The sequence below is a fragment of the Ligilactobacillus ruminis DSM 20403 = NBRC 102161 genome, from assembly GCF_900113455.1.
In the GTDB taxonomy this organism is placed as follows: Bacteria; Bacillota; Bacilli; order Lactobacillales; family Lactobacillaceae; genus Ligilactobacillus; species Ligilactobacillus ruminis.
Genome location: NZ_FOPI01000035.1, coordinates 1 through 18,687, shown reverse-complemented (window position 1 = coordinate 18,687; position 18,687 = coordinate 1). Strand labels below are relative to the sequence as shown.

The 18,687-nt window shown below is 44.7% G+C and carries 16 protein-coding genes; 13 read left to right on the top strand and 3 right to left on the bottom strand.

Annotated features, from left to right (window positions below; all coding sequences use genetic code 11):
- Positions 1-1,416: 1,416 nt before the first annotated feature.
- Entirely contained in the window at positions 1,417-1,557 is a 141-nt protein-coding gene (locus tag BMZ95_RS11300; RefSeq protein WP_003697267.1) for a hypothetical protein, read from the bottom strand.
- A 76-nt stretch (positions 1,558-1,633) separates the two neighbouring features.
- Positions 1,634-2,581: an AEC family transporter gene (locus tag BMZ95_RS09190; protein ID WP_046922218.1), complete on the bottom strand. Its 948-nt coding sequence runs from the start codon at positions 2,579-2,581 to the stop codon at positions 1,634-1,636.
- Positions 2,582-2,683: 102 nt separating this feature from the next.
- Between BMZ95_RS09190 and BMZ95_RS09185 the strand changes: the two genes are divergently transcribed.
- The 3 genes from BMZ95_RS09185 to BMZ95_RS09175 all read left to right on the top strand — a co-directional run bounded on the left by BMZ95_RS09185 (position 2,684) and on the right by BMZ95_RS09175 (position 6,296).
- Positions 2,684-4,228: an ABC-F family ATP-binding cassette domain-containing protein gene (locus BMZ95_RS09185; RefSeq protein WP_046922219.1), complete on the top strand. Its 1,545-nt coding sequence runs from the start codon at positions 2,684-2,686 to the stop codon at positions 4,226-4,228.
- A gap of 88 nt (positions 4,229-4,316) precedes the next feature.
- Positions 4,317-5,051 (top strand): L,D-transpeptidase, encoded by a 735-nt coding sequence (locus tag BMZ95_RS09180; protein WP_014074037.1) that lies wholly within the window; start codon positions 4,317-4,319, stop codon positions 5,049-5,051.
- A gap of 480 nt (positions 5,052-5,531) precedes the next feature.
- Positions 5,532-6,296, top strand: a complete 765-nt coding sequence (locus tag BMZ95_RS09175; RefSeq protein ID WP_046922220.1) for a hypothetical protein — start codon at positions 5,532-5,534, stop codon at positions 6,294-6,296.
- Between the two features lie 418 nt (positions 6,297-6,714).
- Here BMZ95_RS09175 and BMZ95_RS09170 read toward each other — a convergent pair whose 3' ends face one another.
- Complete coding sequence (locus tag BMZ95_RS09170; protein ID WP_014074035.1) at positions 6,715-7,449, bottom strand: L,D-transpeptidase; 735 nt, start codon at positions 7,447-7,449, stop codon at positions 6,715-6,717.
- 154 nt (positions 7,450-7,603) lie between these two features.
- On the opposite strand from BMZ95_RS09170, the gene BMZ95_RS09165 reads away from it, so the two are divergent.
- The 10 genes from BMZ95_RS09165 to BMZ95_RS09105 form a co-directional block, all read left to right on the top strand.
- Positions 7,604-9,022, top strand: a complete 1,419-nt coding sequence (locus BMZ95_RS09165; RefSeq protein ID WP_046922221.1) for a C69 family dipeptidase — start codon at positions 7,604-7,606, stop codon at positions 9,020-9,022.
- A 20-nt stretch (positions 9,023-9,042) separates the two neighbouring features.
- Positions 9,043-9,522, top strand: coding sequence for a hypothetical protein (locus tag BMZ95_RS09160; protein WP_046922222.1), 480 nt, complete (start codon positions 9,043-9,045; stop codon positions 9,520-9,522).
- Positions 9,523-9,524: 2 nt separating this feature from the next.
- A complete protein-coding gene (locus BMZ95_RS09155) occupies positions 9,525-10,319 on the top strand; it encodes a putative ABC transporter permease (RefSeq protein ID WP_014074032.1) in 795 nt (264 codons plus the stop codon).
- A gap of 1,439 nt (positions 10,320-11,758) precedes the next feature.
- A complete protein-coding gene (locus BMZ95_RS09135) occupies positions 11,759-12,802 on the top strand; it encodes a methionine ABC transporter ATP-binding protein (RefSeq protein ID WP_014074031.1) in 1,044 nt (347 codons plus the stop codon).
- Positions 12,795-13,481 (top strand): methionine ABC transporter permease, encoded by a 687-nt coding sequence (locus BMZ95_RS09130; protein ID WP_003691919.1) that lies wholly within the window; start codon positions 12,795-12,797, stop codon positions 13,479-13,481. Before BMZ95_RS09135 ends, BMZ95_RS09130 begins: the two co-directional genes overlap by 8 nt.
- Positions 13,482-13,506: 25 nt before the next feature.
- Positions 13,507-14,328, top strand: a complete 822-nt coding sequence (locus tag BMZ95_RS09125; protein WP_014074030.1) for a MetQ/NlpA family ABC transporter substrate-binding protein — start codon at positions 13,507-13,509, stop codon at positions 14,326-14,328.
- A gap of 140 nt (positions 14,329-14,468) precedes the next feature.
- Positions 14,469-15,797, top strand: a complete 1,329-nt coding sequence (locus tag BMZ95_RS09120) for a hemolysin family protein (protein WP_046922223.1) — start codon at positions 14,469-14,471, stop codon at positions 15,795-15,797.
- 39 nt (positions 15,798-15,836) lie between these two features.
- Complete coding sequence (locus BMZ95_RS09115; RefSeq protein ID WP_014074028.1) at positions 15,837-16,622, top strand: tyrosine-protein phosphatase; 786 nt, start codon at positions 15,837-15,839, stop codon at positions 16,620-16,622.
- Positions 16,623-16,820: 198 nt separating this feature from the next.
- A complete protein-coding gene (guaB, locus tag BMZ95_RS09110) occupies positions 16,821-18,311 on the top strand; it encodes an IMP dehydrogenase (RefSeq protein WP_014074027.1) in 1,491 nt (496 codons plus the stop codon).
- A gap of 81 nt (positions 18,312-18,392) precedes the next feature.
- The coding region (locus BMZ95_RS09105; protein ID WP_143455001.1) for a helix-turn-helix domain-containing protein at positions 18,393-18,687 on the top strand (295 nt) is incomplete at its 3' end.

The window sequence follows — 18,687 nt, the reverse complement described above, 5'->3', positions numbered from 1 at the left end:
TGGGTTCCGTTCTGTTGGAAAGAAACGATGTCGTTAGCTCCAAGAAAGCCATATTCAGTCCGGCAACTTACGCAAAAATGATCAAGTCTAAGACGGTTGCTGAACTAAAAGAATTGGCAGAGGAACAACAAAAACTAAGAGCTGCGTAAGGTGTATCACTCTTTCCGAAGCTGTCAAGGGAACCTCTTCGAGGTGCGCAGATGGCGCACCCTTGACAGCTCCTTCAAGAGTGATAATGGACAGACATGGATGCATTCGCATCCCCTGCACAACTTGTGCCTGGGAAAAAATATTTTACACACAAATTAGGACTTGACTTTTCTTTTAGAGATAATATGCTAAAATATCATTTGTAACTTTAATTGGTATATGAAAGCGGGGCTTTTTAATGGAAGGGCTTAAAAAATTTGCCTGGGGTATGGCATTGATTACGCCATTTTGGTTAATATTAGGTGGATGCGTGCTTCTTTTGAATTTGTTATGATGAATAAAATAAGCAATGAATGTAGCATCAAATATTGCTAAGTGCTAAAAAAGTTGACCTGTCGCGATTGACAGGCCTTTTTTGTTTTTTCTCAGCATATGCATCGAATGTATAAATACTTTTTTGTAGAATGTAGTTTACTATTTTTTAAAAAGAATATTCATTAAAATAATGTACAAAAAATATTTTTAAAATTAAAATGAAAGTGTAATTTTAAAAGAAAGATGGCTTGATGTGTAATTGGTATAGGTGAAGATGCTGAAAAAAACTATTTCTCAAATTGCAAATCATCCTGTTTTTTGCGTATGCATGACAATCGCCTTCCATGATGGAAATAACCCGAAGCAAAACGTATCGGTAATTTTGACTGATGGCTTTGCGTGCTGACTGAATGAGCACTGTATTTTGAAAAATCACTGCCGTTTACGGACATATCGAGAAAAATGGAGTTTTTGTCCGTGGAACGACCTGCTCGAAAAATGTCGATTACGGACAAAATGGGCAAAAACGGCCGCTTGTCCGTAGAATTTCAGACGTTTTGTCCGTAAATCCGGATTAAATTTTAGCTGAATGGTTGAACAACATCATTTTAAAGAAAGATAGTTTTTTTATGCAAAAAATCAAAGAAACGCCTTGGAAAGTCAATCAAAAGCAGACTGCCTTTGTTCGACTTTTCATTTAATTCGAGCAAGAAACGGGACTTTTTTCCCAGTCTTTTCGTTGGGACAAATCAAGTGAACAATTTCGTGAAAAACGATACGCAATTTTAAGCGTTGGCTGAAATTTTGAGCAAAATAAATCCACATGTGCGCACTTGAAAGCGGCTCATGTGGAGCTATCTTTATCCAATTATAATTGAACTTTCCCGTTGCAGTGCTCTCGAGTCAGCATGATTGAAACGGTCGAGCTCCACGCATGCGCGCTTCGCTCAATTATTTTGCAGCCTTGTCAGCTTCTTCGCGTTCCTTCAAGAATGACAAAACAGCTTGGTGTTGTGCACGACGCTTTTTGATATTCTTTTGGTTTACGGGGCGGCGATCGTTAGCAACGCCTACGTGTACGTTTTGTGACATGTTTTTCACTCCTTTCATCATTCATGCATTTATCCATTGTAGCCGAAAATGACGAAGAATGCAAGTTTTTCTGAATTTAACCGCCATAACCAAGGCTTTGGGCGACCAAAACAATCAACGGCAGCGTGAAAATCGTGCAAAGCGTTGAAAGACAAAGGTAGCTTGTCGGAACTTCCGCATCAAAATTGTTCAGCAATGAAAATAAAACAACAACGGCAGGAACCGGACAGGAAGCCATGATAAGAATCGCCCAGGCAGCCTGACCGGAAATCGGCACGCTAAGCAAAATAAACAGGCAGATCAGCGGAATCAGGATGTTTCTGGCAAAAGTTCCGAACACGACCGTCTTGAGATTTTTTTTGCTTGAAAAAGAAATTGCGCCGAGATTTGTTCCGACGACGACCATGCTGAGCGGGGTGTTGACCGAAACAAGCGACTTGATTGGCGTCAAAACGAGTTCGGGCAGTTTGATGCCTGAAACGAAGATGACAAAACCGATAAATGCGGCAATGACGTTGGGATTTTTCAAAGCATCCAAGAATCTGAGACGCAAGGAACGCTTGCGTTCGATTGAAAACAAAGCAACGCCGTGCGTCCACATGAAAAAGTTGCAAACAACAAGGTAAGGCACTGAAAAAAAGACCGCGCTTTCGCCAAGAATGGCAGAAACGAGCGGGATGCCCATAAACCCTGCATTTGAATAGGCCGAACCATAAAGCAGCACTGAGCGCGTTTCCTGGTCTTTGAAAAATTTTTTGTTGATTATCAGGTGAGAAACGATGATGCTGATGATATAGACCAGCGTGACTGCCATGATTGCCTGAAAGAATTCAATCAGCCGTTTCATGGAAAAGCCGACGAGATACGCATTGACGATCAGGCACGGCGAAATTATGTACAACAGGAAATTGGTCAGATCCTTAGCCGTTTCTTTATGAATCATGCCAAGTCTGCCGGTTAAAAAGCCAAGCAGCATCAAGAGGAACATGATCACGATTTGTTTTGCGGAAACTATGAAAGTCATATGAAATACACTCCCTTACATTACATTATGAAGCCTTTGCTTTCAGAAAATCAAGCATTGATGATATAATCTAATTGACGAAAAGGGGAGGACGCTAGAGAGATGAGTATTTTAGAAGTTGAGGGACTGTCGATGTCGTTTGACGACAAGCAGCTTTATAAGGATGCCTCGTTCAGACTGAATAAGGAAGATCACATGGGAATCATTGGTCAAAACGGTGCCGGCAAATCCACCTTGATCAAAATTCTGACGGGTTCCAGGCTGCCTGACGAGGGCCGGATCAAATGGCAGAGGGGCGTCAGAATCGGCTATCTCGACCAGTATGCCGAGTCGGCGCACGACCTGACGATCGGAGCTTTTTTGCAAAGTGCTTTCAATGAGCTGTTTGAAGTTCAGGAAAGACAAACGAGGTATTATGAAGAATATGCCGAAAAAATAGACGATTCTCTGCTTGAAAAGGCCGGACGATGTCAGGAAATTCTTGAAGCAAATGACTTTTACGGGATTCAGACGAAAATCGATCAGGTCATGAGCGGACTTGGAATCGATGCGTTGGGAAGCAATCGGCAAGTCAGCGAATGTTCCGGCGGACAGCGTTCAAAAATCATTTTGGCCAAACTCCTGCTTGAAAAGCCGGATGTCCTGCTGCTTGACGAACCGACGAACTACCTTGATACGGAGCATATAGAGTGGCTGATCGATTATCTGAATGGTTTTGAAGGATGTTTCATGGTCATTTCGCACGACTATGATTTTTTAGAGAGAATCACCAATACGATCGTCGACGTTGCATTTGGCAAGATCACAAAATACACTGGCAGCTTCAGGAAAGCAATCAAGCAAAAAGAAGAAAAAAAGGCCGTGCAGCTCAAAGCCTATGAGAAACAGCGACGCCAGATCGAAAAGGACGAGGCCTATATCAGAAAGAACAAGGCCGGAACGCGGTCGACGATGGCCAAATCGCGCCAGAAACGTTTGGATAAGCTTGAACGAATCACCCCTCCGTCCGACAATCTGCAGGCACATTTCAAATTCCCGTATATTGAGCTTTTGTCAGCATCGACCCTGACCGTCAGCGGACTTTCGGTCGGATATGAGACACCGTTGCTTTCTCCTGTGACGTTTTCGATGAGTCACGGGCAAAAAGTTGTTCTGAAAGGCTTTAACGGTGTCGGCAAATCCACTCTGATCAAGTCGATTCTGGGAATCATTCCGAGTTTTTCCGGATCCGTTCACTTTGTCGATTCCTGCATCGTCAATTATTTCGATCAGAATCTCGAATGGGACGATCCGACGAAAACACCGCTCCAAACGCTGCAGGACATTTACCCGAGACTTGAACCGAAAACAATCAGGCAGCGCCTTGCCCGTGCCGGAATAAATGCCTCGAATACGATGAAGCCGATGAATCTCTTGAGCGGCGGCGAGCAGACGAAGGTCAAGCTCTGCATCATGGAATTAAAGCCAAGCAACTTTCTGATTTTGGATGAACCGACGAATCACCTCGATGACGAAACGAAAAACGCTTTGCGGGATGCTCTGATCAGTTATCCCGGCAACGTTTTGCTGGTTACGCACGAAGCATCGTTTTACGACGGCTGGACAGACAGAATCTTTGATGTCGAGCAGATTCGCCTCAACAAGTAAAGGTTCGGTGCATCCGTGTTCTTGACATTCGCTGATTCGACACGTATATTTGAATTGTACGCAATTGTAAAGGGGTTGCAACCTTAAAATGAAAAAGAAGAATATCATCTACTGGGCCGTTGCGCTCGTTTTGGTTCTGGTGACGGCATACAGCACGATTCATGTCCACAACGCAAGACAGGTGAATGACGTCAAGATGCAGTCCGAATCACGAAAACAAGCCGAAGAAGATGCACAGCAAAAGCGCCTTTTGGCCGATCAAAAGAAACGTCTGATCAAACCGGCATCCTGGGACAAGCCGACTTTAAGCGGCGGTTATCCTGATATCAGCAAATATGCCCATGCCAAAAAGAAGGAAGAACGTATCTGGATCGAGGTCAACTTGCGCAAGCAGCGTGTTTATATCAGAAGAGGGCCGTACACGCTCTATACGATGTACGCATCCGTTGGTAAAAATTACAAGAAAACCAAAGCTTATCAGTGCACGCCGATCGGACATTTCAAAATTGAAAAGCGGCGCGGGGTTTCGTATTATGATCCAACGCGCGGTTATGGTGCCAGATATTGGACGGCATTCAAGGATGACGGACTCTATCGGTTTGAATCGGTTCCTTTTGACGAAAACGGCAAGGTAATCAAAGCAGAAGCCGAAAAACTTGGGCAAAAGGTAACTAAAAAGCATAACATCAAAGCCTATGGCTCAATTCGCCTGTCGGTTCCGGATGCTCAGTGGATCGAAGAAAACATCCCGGCAAAAACGCGCGTCGTGATTGATTCGCAAGATGACAAGCGGGATGCATGGGAATATCTCAAAGTAGACTAAATCAAGGGCAGGTTAGAAAACCAGGCCTCGAACTAAAACCCGGATGATTTGCATTAATTGTAAAGCTCATCCGGGTTTTTGCGTATGCGGGACAAATTCCCCGTTATGATGGGAATAAGCAAAAATTTACGGGCAAATCTCAAGAATCACCGTTTTGCCCGTAACGTGTGACTGGCTTTTACGGGCAAATTTAAGAAATCGACGTTTTGCCCGTAACGGGGATCTGCATTTTACGGGCAAATCTCAAAAATCGCTGTTTTGCCCGTAACGTGTGACTGGCTTTTACGGGCAAATTTAAGAAATCGACGTTTTGCCCGTAACGGGGATCTGCATTTTACGGGCAGATTTGGAAAAACGAGGATTTTCCCGTAATCATGGCTTGTGTACTGATTTAGCAGACGATGCGCAGCACTGCGTTTGATAGCGCTGTAAAAAAATGTTACTATACTATTGTGATTAATGCTAGAAAGGGTTTTAGAAATGATATTTTTAGCTATATTATTTGCATTATCAATTTTGGTTATTGAATATACAATTGCACAAAAATTTCTCGAAAAAGATGCCTCGATTCTGGTTTATGCCGGCGGAATCGTTGTCGTTTTATTCATTGCAATCATTGATGGATTGTTGTTTACGATGGGACTGACTAAAAAAGTCGACGTTACGGCAACCTATCTTGGTCTTTGTCTGCCAAGCGGTCTTTTGCTTCTGGCCTTTGCCAGGATGCTTTTTGGCGTCATCAAGAAGATGGCGCAAGAAAACCCGAAGAAAATCATCGAAATCGGCAATGAAAAGAAGCCGCGCATGCTGCCGACGAATATCTGGGGCGTTTCCATGGCGGCGATTTTTTACGGATTCTTTGCGACCGCGGCCGGAATCTGCATGTTTTTGGCCGTTGCCTTGAAGTTCAATGGCGGAATATCATCACTTGCCGGTGCCGTCGCAGCTTTGATTGCGGTTTTGCTGATCAATTCGCAGTATCCGAAAAGACTGCGTTCCGAACTGATCGAAGGCAACGTTATTTCTGAAGATACGCAGACTTATCAAGGAGAAGAACGAAGAAACGGCTCGATCAGCGCCAGGGACAAGGGCGATATTTTGTGCTATGGCGGCGTGCTGTTGGCGTTTTTGATCTATTGCTTTTCAAGAAACACGACGATTGCTGCGGTAGTGCTCTTTTTGGGCGTGATGGCCAGTCTGCCGTATTATCGAAAGGATACGAAAGAAAGAAAAAATCGTTTATAGTAACGTGATTCTCGCTCGTTTTCGGGCGAGTTTTTTTATGCATGAAAATGCAGTGCAGTTGGCTGCGTTTGTGTCATGAAGTCTCAAATTGCAAATCTGATCCGGCTTTTTTTTCGTATGCATGACAATTGCTTGCTATGACGGAAATAACAAAAAATAGTCTGGCGGTAAATTTGACTGAAAGCTTGACGCACTGATTTAGCGCGTGCTGCATTTGGCAAAATGACTGCCGTTTACGGACAAATCATCAAAAATTGCACTTTGACCGTAAATCCGAATGAAATCTTGCTTGAAACAGTTGTGCATTACTGCTGCTAAAAATAGTTTTTATGTATTAAAAATGCCGGACAAAAGCAGTCGCAAATCGACCGCCATCGTTCGGCAAGTGATAACAGGGACTTTTTCCAGTCTTCTGTGATTATTTGTTGTTGATGACGACTTTCGTTCCGACTGGCAGATTATTGTAAAGCCAGATCGCATCGGGAACGGAAAGTCTGATGCAGCCGTGGGATGCGGGCTGTTTGCCAAGCTTTTTGCACTCTTCGACGTCATACTCGCCTTGGATGTTCGTCGGGACGGTGTGGAAAAGATACTCACCATGGTTGAGCCATGAAATGTAGTATCTGGCGCCTTCGTTGAGGTTGTTGTTGAAGAAGCTTTTTCCGCGCTCGTTTTCGATGTAATACGTGCCCGTCGGAGTGTAGCTGACCTGCTTGCCGTCAACATCGTGGTACTTTCCGCCCGATGAATACATGGTATAGATAGTTTTGTCACCGTCTTTTAAAAGCGTTCGGTTTGATCTGAGTCGGACTTCGATCCATAGGTTTTCGACCTTGTTTAAATCGGGATAATCGACCGTCTCGGACGATTTTTGCCAATCAATCGGAGTACGCATGACTGATTTTTCAGTTGTGGAGCTGCTTTTGATTTTTGAAGTCGAACTGCTTTTCCTTTTGACGAACAAGTTTTGATGAGAAGAACTTGTCGATTTCTTTTTTAACGAAGCTTTGGATTCGAGTTTTTGCAGGTTTGCATCGTCTAAGTGCTGAACATAGGCAATGCCTGTTGCCCCAATGACAAGAACCAGTGCAAGAAATGCGAAAAAATTCCTGTTTGAGTTCTTGCCATGCTTTGGGAGTTGTTTGTTATTCATGCTGAATGCTTCCTTTGTTCCATATAATCTCCAAAATCAATCATACATAATTTTGAAGGGAGAGTGCAATAAATAATTGAAAAATTATAAAATATTTGCTAATTTTTAGAAATGGCGTAAACTGTAAAATGTAGAAAATATTGAGGTGATTCAAATGATGGAACAGGCATGCACGACGATCTTGGTCGGCAAGAAGGCAACAATTGACGGTTCGACCATGATTGCGCGCAATGACGATACGTTTTTGCCGCTTACCCCGCAGCGCTTTGAAATGCAACAGGCATATTCTGGCAAAAAAGAAATTTGGAAATCAAACAAGAACGGCTTTCAGGCCCCGTTGCCTGAGAACGGTTATAAAACGACGATGACGCCGAATGCCGACGTGGACAAGTGCGGCGTGTTCGGCGAAAGCTCGATCAATGAAAAAAACGTTGCGATGTCTGCAACTGAATCAGTCTACGGAAACGAGCATGCATTGGCATATGATCCGTGGGTCAAGGACGGCTTGGCTGAAGACTCGCTCCAAAACATGGTGGCTCCGTACATCAACTCCGCAAGAGAAGGCGTCGAATATCTTGGACGTTTGATTAAAAAGTACGGTTCTCCTGAGGGAAACGGAGTCCTGTTTTCTGACAGAGACGATGTTTGGTACATGGAAATCGTCACCGGACATCATTGGGCAGCAACGAGAATTCCGGACGATTCTTATGCGATAGCCGCAAACCAAGTGGCACAGGATTTCATCGATTTTGACGATCCGAAAAACTACATGTGGTCTGATGGTCTGCAGGAATTCGTAGAAGAGCATCACTTGAATCCGCATCCTGAAACGTTCAATTTCAGAAAAATTTTTGGCACCGACAACGAAAAAGATCGCCATTACAACACGCCGCGTGTTTGGTATGGTCAAAAATGCTTTACGCCTGACGTTTTGCAGGATCCGCAGTCAAGCGACCTGCCGTTTATCTGCAAGGCCAATCGTCTGCTTTCGGTTGAAGATTTGGAATACGTGCTTGCATCGCATTATAATGAAACGAAGTATGATCCGCTGGGACACGGTTCGGATGAGGATAAATTAAAGTTCAGACCGATTTCGCTCAACAGAACGCAAAATTCTCACGTTCTTCAGATCAGAAACGACGTGCCGGAAGAAGTTTCCGCACTCATGTGGATCTGCTTTGGCATCCCGTCGTTTACACCGTATGTGCCGTTCTTTACAAATGCAGAGGATACGGACGACAGCTACAGTCAAACGCCGCTTGAGTATGACATCAACAGCGCATACTGGATGTATCGCACGTTATCAATGCTGGCGGAATCTCACTATAGCAAATTTGTCCAGGAATGTCGCGATTATTTGACTCAGGCAAGAGAACAGCAGCACCGCTTGGTAGAAGAAACGATTCAGGATGCCAGAAATTACTCCGGAGCTGAACTCACTGCATTTTTAACGAAGAGAAATCACGAAATGGTTGCCGACATGAAGGCACGCACGATGAGTCAAATCGGCAATTTCATTACTGAAGGCTTGACGCTTTCCAAATTGACATTTAATATGGATATTAATCTTTGATGTTATTAGGAAGTGAAGTCATGCAGATTAAAGTCAAGGACTTTATTGAAAAAATTGAAAATCAGGCTTATCGGCACGAAACGATTTTGGCCGATAAGGATAAGGAAGAAGACGTGCTCCAAAACGTCGATCAAGCGGTTTTCCCGCTGATTGACAAGATGGTTGATGCGATCAGCAAAGAAGAGCTTGCCGAAACGGAATTGGTGATCGGAGATGGTGAAGATCGCATCAGCATCATGCTTGAGACCGGAATTATCAACTTGCCGTTTGAAAATATCAAGCGCGTGGACAATTTCTTCGATGATCTTGAAGCAGAAGTGCCTGTCATCGTGTATTTTATCGCAAAGGGACGTTTGCTAAACGAGTCCGACTTCAAGATCATGCGCGTCTCTCCTGCTTCCGAGTTCATCAAAGACCACGGCCAAAAAACGGTGGCTTTGGCCGCAAGCGACGCATTGAATCGGATTCTTGCCAATCGTGAATCCGCAAAAGAGGAATAGGCATGTATACGATAAATGATCTTATTTTGCTGTTTTTTATCTATTCGTTCGTTGGTTGGCTTTGGGAAACGGTATATTGTTCAAGTAAAGAAGGTCATTTTGTCTATCGCGGCTTTTTGTTTGGACCGTATTGCCCGGTATACGGCTTTGCAGTCAGTTCGGTGCTTCTTTTTACGCAGAAATTTGCTGACGATTTTGTGCTGCTGTTTTTGGTCGGCACTGTTGTTTCAACCGTGTTCGAGTATCTTGCCGGTGCTTTTTTGGAAAACATCTTTCATCTCAAGCTTTGGGACTATTCTAAATATCCCGGCAACGTCAAAGGACGCATTGCCCCGTTCATCTCATTGTTTTGGGGCATCAGCACGGTTGTTTTGACTGCCTTCGTTCAGCCGCACGTTATGAGCTTCGTTGATTTTCTGGAGGCTAAGATGGGCATGCTCGCTGATTTGTTCGTAATCGTCGTCATGGGCAGCGATGCGGCAATTACTATTTTCAATATGCAAAAATTCAGAGCCCATGCCCTCGTGCTTGAGCAAATGATTCAGATTGAGCGCCTGCGTTTGAAAAATGAAGCTGAGCGCATCATTGAAGAACGCCCATACTTCAAACTTGCCAGTTTTGAAAGCAAGAGTTTGGCCATTCAAAATTATATTGAAAAATGGCACGAAACGATTTTGCATCGACTCGATGCTTCATTTAATTTCAATGAGCGCCGTATGCTCAAAAGCTTCCCTAAGATGAAACTTCTGGAAGCACCGAACCTGGATGAAATCAGAGAAAAACTTTTGAAAAAATAACCCGTTTGATTGCGGGATGATCAAGCAAAAACGCAGAACTTTTGGGAAAATTTGAATGCTCCAAAAGTTCTGTTTTTGCGTTTGCGGATGAGAATTTGGGGGATTTTTGTGATTAGCTTAAATGGCTGCCGCGGATTACGGGCAAAACTTCGATTCTTGAGATTTGCCCGTAAAATGCAGATCCCCGTTACGGGCAAAACTTCGATTTCTTAAATTTGCCCGTAAAATGCAGATTCTCGTTACGGGCAAAACGTTGATTTCTGAGATTTGCCCGTAAAATGCAGCTCCCCGTTACGGGCAAAATGTTGATTTTTTAAATCTGCCCGTAAAATCCAGTCACCCGTTACGGGCAAAACGGTGATTCTTGAGATTTGCCCGTAAAATGCAGCACTCCGTTACGGGCAAAACTTCGATTTCTGGGATTTGCCCGTAAAATGCAGCACTCCGTTACGGGCAAAATGTCGATTTTTTAAATCTGCCCGTAAAATCCAGTCACCCGTTACGGGCAAAACGGTGATTCTTGAGATTTGCCCGTAAAAGCCAGTCACCCGTTACGGGCAAAATGGCGATTCTTGTGATATGCCCGTAAAATGCAGCCCCCCGTTACGGGCAAAATGTCGATTTCTGGGATATGCCCGTAAAATGCAGCCCCCCCGTTACGGGCAAAACTTCGATTTCTTAAATTTGCCCGTAAAATGCAGATTCTCGTTACGGGCAAAACGTTGATTTCTGGGATATGGCCGTAATCGAAAGGATGACGGCAGGAGTTTGCTTAGTCAAAAGGATTGATGGGTCCGAATGCGGCTGACGACACTGGATTTTTCAAGGAAAAAGAGCCAATGAAGAATCGTAGACAAAATTTCCGCTGTTTCACCAATTTTTGTCTACCGTCACGTTGAGCGCCTTCGAAAGTAGAAAAAATCTCAAAAAATGAAAAAATGTTCTACCGCGTGCAACCAAATCACGTCGCGTACCTCCGAAAGTCGATCAAACCGGAGCATTTGCTAACCGCCGCTCCCCCTCAGAAGTCCCTCACTGCCAAGAGACTTCAAGCTCTGCATTTTGCCGGAAGATTCTTACGGATTAAGAATTGTAGAATGGAAAATTAGAAAAGGTGTTGACAAATTTCATAAATAATTGTAGTATCTAAGACAACAGTATAATGACGTTGAAGAGAAGAGTAGGTATGGTGAGTACTTCTACAGAGAACTTCCTGGAGTTGAGAAGGAAGGTCGGAAAGCCATGCTGAAGATGAACTCCGAGTTAGATCGTCGGTGCAAGCTTGCGGTCCGCAGAAATGCGATAAAGTTTAAGGCTATGTCAGTAGTCAGTGAGGTCTGGATCGAAAGGTTCGGACAAATTAAGGTGGTACCGCGAGTTTTCGTCCTTTTTTCGGATGAGAGCTTTTTTTTTACGATTTTTTAGGAAGTGGTAACGGAATGATTGAATTTAAGAATATCTCAAAGACGTTTGAAACAGATGACGGACCCGTGCGAGCGGTTCAAAACGTCAACTTAAAAATTAATGACGGCGAAGTTTTCGGAATTGTCGGTTTTTCAGGCGCCGGGAAGAGTACCTTGGTCAGAATGCTGAATGGACTTGAAACGCCAACTTCAGGCGAAGTCATCATCAACGGTAAAAAGATTAACGGACTCAAGGGAGCCGAACTTCGCGAGCAGCGCAAAAAAATCGGCACGATTTTTCAACATTTCAATTTGTTGTGGTCGCGAACCGTTCTGCAAAACATCGAATTTCCGTTGGAACTTGCGGGCGTCGATAAAAAAACGCGCGAAAAGAAGGCTAAGCATTTGGCAGAAGTCGTTGGATTGGGCGAGCGCATTCATGCTTATCCCGCACAGCTTTCCGGAGGTCAAAAGCAGCGCGTCGGAATTGCCAGGGCATTGGCGAATGATCCCGATATTTTGATTTCTGACGAAGCAACGAGCGCCCTTGATCCGCAAACAACGGACGAAGTGCTTGATCTGCTTGAAAGGATCAACGAGAAACTCAACTTGACTATCGTGATCATCACGCATGAAATGCACGTCATTCGTAAACTTGCCGACACGGTTGCCGTGATGGAAAACGGACAGGTAATCGAAGAAGGACCGGTTGCAGAAGTCTTTACGCATCCGAAGGAAGATTTGACGAAACGCTTCGTAAATGCGGAGGTTGACGCAAACCAGACCAAGGATACGCAAAGCGTTGTCAAAGATCTGCTTGAGCGCTACCCGAACGGGCAGTTGATTCAGCTCAGATTTCACGGCGGCCAGGTGGAAACGCCGGTTGTCGGGAGCGTCATCAGGCAGTTCCCGGGACTTGAACTGAGCATTTTGGAAGGATCGATTCATCAGCTGGCCGATTCCAATTCGACGATCGGGACACTGTTCATTCAGCTTTTGGGGACAAAAGAAGACATTGACGGAGCGATTCGGCTGTTCCATGAATTGCGCGTAGAAACGAAGGTGATTGATCATGAATAACAACGGTTTGGCATCATATTTTCAATTTAAGAACGTCAATTGGCCTAATCTTTGGTCTGCAGCGTTTGAAACGATTTGGATGACGATTGTTTCGATTCTGATCGTTGCGGTTTTCGGACTTTTGCTTGGACTGCTGCTGTATGAAACTTCAGGTTCAAACAGCAAGGCCGTCAAGGCGCTGAACTGGGTCGTTGCCTTGTTCGTCAACGTGTTTCGGTCGATCCCGTTCATTATCCTGATCGTGCTGCTTTTGCCCGTAACACAGGTGCTTGTCGGTGCAATTACCGGAGCAAAGGCAGCAATTCCGTCGCTTGTTTTCTCAGCTGCGCCGTTTTACGCCAGACTGGTCGAAATCGCATTTCACGAAGTCGACGGCGGAGTGCTTGAAGCAGCCGAATCAATGGGGGCCACCAAATGGCAGCTCGTTTTTAAAGTGCTGATTCCGGAAAGTCTGCCGGCGCTTGTTTCGGGAATTACCGTCACGGCGATTTCCTTGATCGGGTATACCGCAATGGCCGGTGCAATCGGTGCCGGTGGTCTCGGGCAGTTGGCATACACGGACGGTTTTCAGTCCTACAACAACGCAATTACGCTGACGGCAACGGTCGTTATCGTCATTATCGTGTTTGCTTTCCAGTATCTTGGCGATTTTGCCGTTAAACGAATTGATAAACGTTAATAAAAATCTTATGAGGTGAGAAATTATGAAAAAACTTGCAGGTATTTTGACTACGACAATCGCAGCAGCAGCTCTTTTTCTTGGTGCAAATACAGTAGCGAACGCCGATACGACGATTACTGTCGGTGCTTCGGCAGCACCGCACGCTGAAATCTTGCGTCACGTTCAGCCAAAATTGAAAAAAGAAGGCATCAACCTTAAAATCAAGGTTTTCGATGATTACATCATGCCAAACAAGGCGCTTGCAAACGGTGAAATCGATGCCAATTACTTCCAGCATATTCCGTTTTTGAAAGACTGGAACAAAAAGAATCACGGTACTTTGGTCGATGCCGGCAACATCCACTTGGAACCGATCGGTGTTTACTCCAAGAAGTACAAGAGTCTGAAGAAACTGCCAAAGAATGCCAAGGTCTACGTTTCAAGCAACGTTTCCGATTACGGTCGCGTTCTCAAACTGTTCAAGGATGCCGGCCTGATCACGCTTAAGAAGGGTACGAAACTTGAAACGGCAACGTTCAATGACATCAAGAAGAATAAGAGAAACATCACGTTCAAGCATACGTTTGAAGCAAAATTGATGCCTAAGCTTTACGAATCAAACGAAGCCGACGCAACGGTCATCAACTCCAACTATGCCGTTCAAGCAGGCCTCAAGCCAGCCAAAGACGCAATTGCGCTTGAAAAGAAGTCTTCGCCGTATGCAAATCTGATTGCCGTTCAAAAGGGCGACCAAAAGAAGCCTGCAATCAAGAAGCTTGTCAAGGTCTTGAAGTCCAAGTCGACTCAAAAGTGGATCAACAACAAGTATAATGGTGCAGTTCTTCCTGTCGGCAACAAAAAATAACTTTTAAAAAGAAAGTCTCTGCTGTTTTTTTGAATCATGCAGGGGCTTTTTGCTTAAGCAACTTTTATATATCAACTCTTCTAAAATATGATAAGATATTAATAGAGATAAATTAACTAAAGAAATGAGGAATGTGATATATGTCTAATGGTCAGGCGTTAACCAATCTGATCATAATTCTCGTTGTTTTTTATTTTGCTGCATTTTTCGTTGCGGCAGAATTTGCAATTGTTTCAGTCCGCAAGAGTGCGCTCGAAAGTGCGCTTGAAGCCGGTGAAGGGAACAGGCGCAAGCTAAAGCTCGCACTCAACATGGTGTCGAATATGAACGAGTATCTTTCCACAACGCAGGTTGGTGTCACGACAACTGGGATTATTTTGGGGTGGCTCGGCGCCGATACGCTGGCTACGCTGTTGACCGATCTGCTTGGCTTCATGCCTCTGAACAAGACGAGCATCGTGGCAATCAGTGCCGTTTTGGGCGTTGTTATTTTGACGTACCTTGAAGTCGTCATTACTGAAATCGTGCCGAAAAACATCAGCATCGACATGCCGATGAAGGTCATGATGTTTATTGTGACGCCGCTGCACTATTTTCACGTCGTCTTTTACCCGTTCGTATGGCTTTTGAATGTTTCGGCATCAGGAATCGTCAAGCTTGTCGGACTGAAGCCGGCAGGAGAAGAAGAAGACGTTTTGTCGCAAAATGAAATTCTTAATATTTCGAAAAATGCAGTGCACGGCGGCGCAATCGACAAGGACGATTTCGTTTATATGCAGCGCGCATTTGATTTCAATGACAAAGTTGCCAAGGATATCATGATTGACCGCACGAGCCTTGAAGTCGTCGACGTGACCGACACGGTTCGCGGCGTAATCAACAAATATCTGCAAAAGAAGTTTACGCGTTTTCCGGTGGTTGCCAACAACGATAAGGACAAGATTTTAGGCTATGTCTACATTTACGACATGATTCGTCAGGCTCAGGTTGATGACTCCGTTCGGGTAAGCAAGGTCATGCGGACGATTATTACGGTGCCTGAAGTGACGCCGATTCAAAAACTGCTGCAGAGCATGGTCCAAAAGCAAACGCCGATCGTGGTTGTTTTGGATGAGTATGGCGGCACGAGCGGAATCGTGACGGATCGCGATATCTATGAAGAACTTTTTGGAACCGTCAAGGATGAGGCCGACGATGTTTCGCTTGAAGACATTATCGACAACGGAGACGGAACTTACAAAGTTTCAGGCAAAACGACTCTTTACGATTTTGAGCGCTACTTCAAGTTCCGCGATAAGGATTTCCAGGAGTCGGAAAGCGTCACGATTGCAGGTTATTTGCTTGAAAATTACAAGATTAAGCTCGGTTTGGTCATTACGATCGGCCAGTTTGACATTAAAATCACTGAATTTAATCGCAATTATATCGAATGGTTGGAAGTTTCGCATCATCAAGAAGAAAAAGATTAAGCAAAACGGGGCAGTCTGCCCCGTTTTTTTGCAAGGAAGGTGAAATTTTTGGAACGCTTTTTAAATTTGGAAAGCGGCGTTAATTTCCGCGAGCTTGGCGGCTATCAAACGCTTGACGGCCATACGACGAAGTGGCACAAGGCGTTGCGGTGCGGCAGCATGTCTTATTTGAGCACATCCGATCTCAGAAAACTTGCTGAATATGGGCTGAGCTGCGTCGTTGATCTGCGGTCTGAGAGCGAGCGCAATTATGGCCCGGATAAGCTTCCTGAAGGAACCAAACATGTTTTGGCATCGGTCTATCCGCTTGAGCATTCGCTTCTGGAAGACGTTGGTATTGCCAAATACAGTGCGTTGTCCAAAAACGGTCTCGGGTTTGCCGAAGAAACATACGTCAAAATGCTAGTCGATCCGCATGCAAGAGAAGCTTACGGCAAAATGTTTCAAGCACTTGTCGAAAATGATGAAGAAGGAAAAAGCCTGGCCTTTCACTGTGTTGCCGGCAAGGATCGAACCGGAATCGGTGCCTTTTTGTTTTTGGGGCTGCTTGGCGTGAAGAGGCAGACCGTGCTTGAAGATTTTATGCTGACCAACCTGGCTTTTTCAGAAAAAACCGCCAAAGAGCAAAATGCCATTGTGCAAAATGCTCAGGGCGACGAGCTGGCTGAACGGCTCAATTCGTATTTGGGCGTGAGAAAAGAACATTTTTTGATTTTGGAGAAGACGGTTGAGATACTTTCGGGCAGCGTCCGTGATTTTTGTTTCGAATATCTGAACGTCAGCAAAGATGATTATGAAAAAATGCGGTTGAATTATTTGGAATGATTGCATATAACGAATGATTGAGTGTATTTCCAGACAGTTTAAGCCGTTAAAGAGAGTAAATTACGAACTATTCCCAAAGCGAATGATGTAATTTTGATGATAATGCTAAGAATTCACTAAGATTCCTTGCAATCCTTAGAAATTTTTTGTACATTATAAGACAAACAAAAATAACTATATTAAAGGAGAGTTCTTAAAATGTCCAATTGGGATACCAAATTTGTCAAAAAAGGTCTGACCTTTGACGATGTCTTATTAATTCCGGCTGAAAGCCATGTTTTACCAAATGATGTTGACCTCAGCGTTCAACTTGCAGATAATTTGAAGCTCAATATCCCAATCATCAGTGCCGGCATGGATACGGTCACGGAATCGGCCATGGCAATCGCAATGGCGCGTCAGGGCGGTCTTGGCGTTATCCACAAAAATATGTCGATTGAACAGCAGGCTGATGAAGTGCGCAAAGTAAAACGTTCCGAAAGCGGCGTTATCATCGATCCGTTCTACCTTACGCCGGAAAACTCCGTGCTTGAAGCAGACGGTTTGATGCGCAAATACAGAATCAGTGGTGTTCCAATCGTTGAAACTCTCGAAAATCGCAAATTCTGCGGCATTATTACGAACCGCGACATCCGCTTTGTTGAAGATCATACCGTTGAAATCGGCAAGGTCATGACAAAGGAAAACTTGATTACTGCGCCAGAAGGCACTTCATTGGAAAAGGCAGAAGAAATCTTGCAGCAGAACAAGATTGAAAAGCTTCCTTTGGTCAATGCCGAAGGTCAGCTTGTTGGTCTTATCACGATCAAGGATATCGAAAAGGTCGTTGAATTCCCGAATGCCGCCAAAGACAAGCATGGCCGCCTTTTGGCTGCAGCTGCAGTCGGTGTTACGAGCGACACGTTTGAACGTGCGGCCGCATTGCTTGATGCAGGCGCTGATGCGCTCGTAATCGATACGGCACATGGACATTCCGCAGGCGTTTTGCGAAAAATCAAAGAAATCAGAGAACATTTCCCGGATGCGACATTGATTGCCGGAAACGTCGCAACGGCCGAAGCAACTCGCGCTTTGTATGAAGCAGGCGTTGACGTTGTCAAAGTCGGCATCGGACCTGGTTCGATTTGCACGACCCGCATCATCGCGGGCGTTGGCGTTCCGCAGCTTACGGCCATTTACGATGCAGCAAGTGTTGCGCGCGAATATGGCAAGACGATTATTGCCGATGGCGGCATCAAGTACTCCGGCGATATCGTCAAAGCACTTGCAGCCGGTGGCTATGCAGTCATGCTTGGTTCAATGCTGGCCGGCACGGACGAAGCCCCTGGCGAAACGATCATTTATGAAGGACGTCGTTTCAAGACATATCGTGGCATGGGCAGTCTTGGCGCCATGGATTCGACGCATGGTTCAGCAGACCGCTACTTCCAAAGCGGCGTCAACGAAGCAAACAAGCTCGTTCCTGAAGGAATCGAAGGTCGTGTTGCTTACAAGGGCAGCGTAGCCGACATCGTTTACCAAATGGACGGCGGTCTTCGCTCCGGCATGGGCTACGTTGGCGCACCAGATTTGAAGGCTCTTCGCGAAAATGCTCAATTCGTTCAGATTACGGGAGCTGGCTTGCGTGAATCGCACCCGCATGACGTTCAAATCACAAAAGAAGCACCTAACTATTCAGCAAAGGCTTAGCAGCAATTAAAAAATCCTCGTTTTTTTGAAGTGCCCTATAATTGTTAGACAAAGTAGTCTAATGATTGTGGGGTATTTTTTATGGCAAAGTACAGTCCGGAACTGAAAGCGGAAATTATTAGTAAATATAATCAGGGAATGGCAACGAGTATCCAATTAGCTCGAGAATACAACCTCAATTCAAGGGTTGTTCGAAGCTGGATTCAAACATATCGACTTCAAGGTAAAATTCGTCATAGTAGAAATAAGAGAATATTTGACACTGATTTTAAACTGGCTGTGATAGACTATTATCAAACACATGAGGTAACCATAGCTGAAGTTGCTGCCAGGTTTGATCTGCTTCCAGGTCAAGTATCCCATTGGAGGACACTAT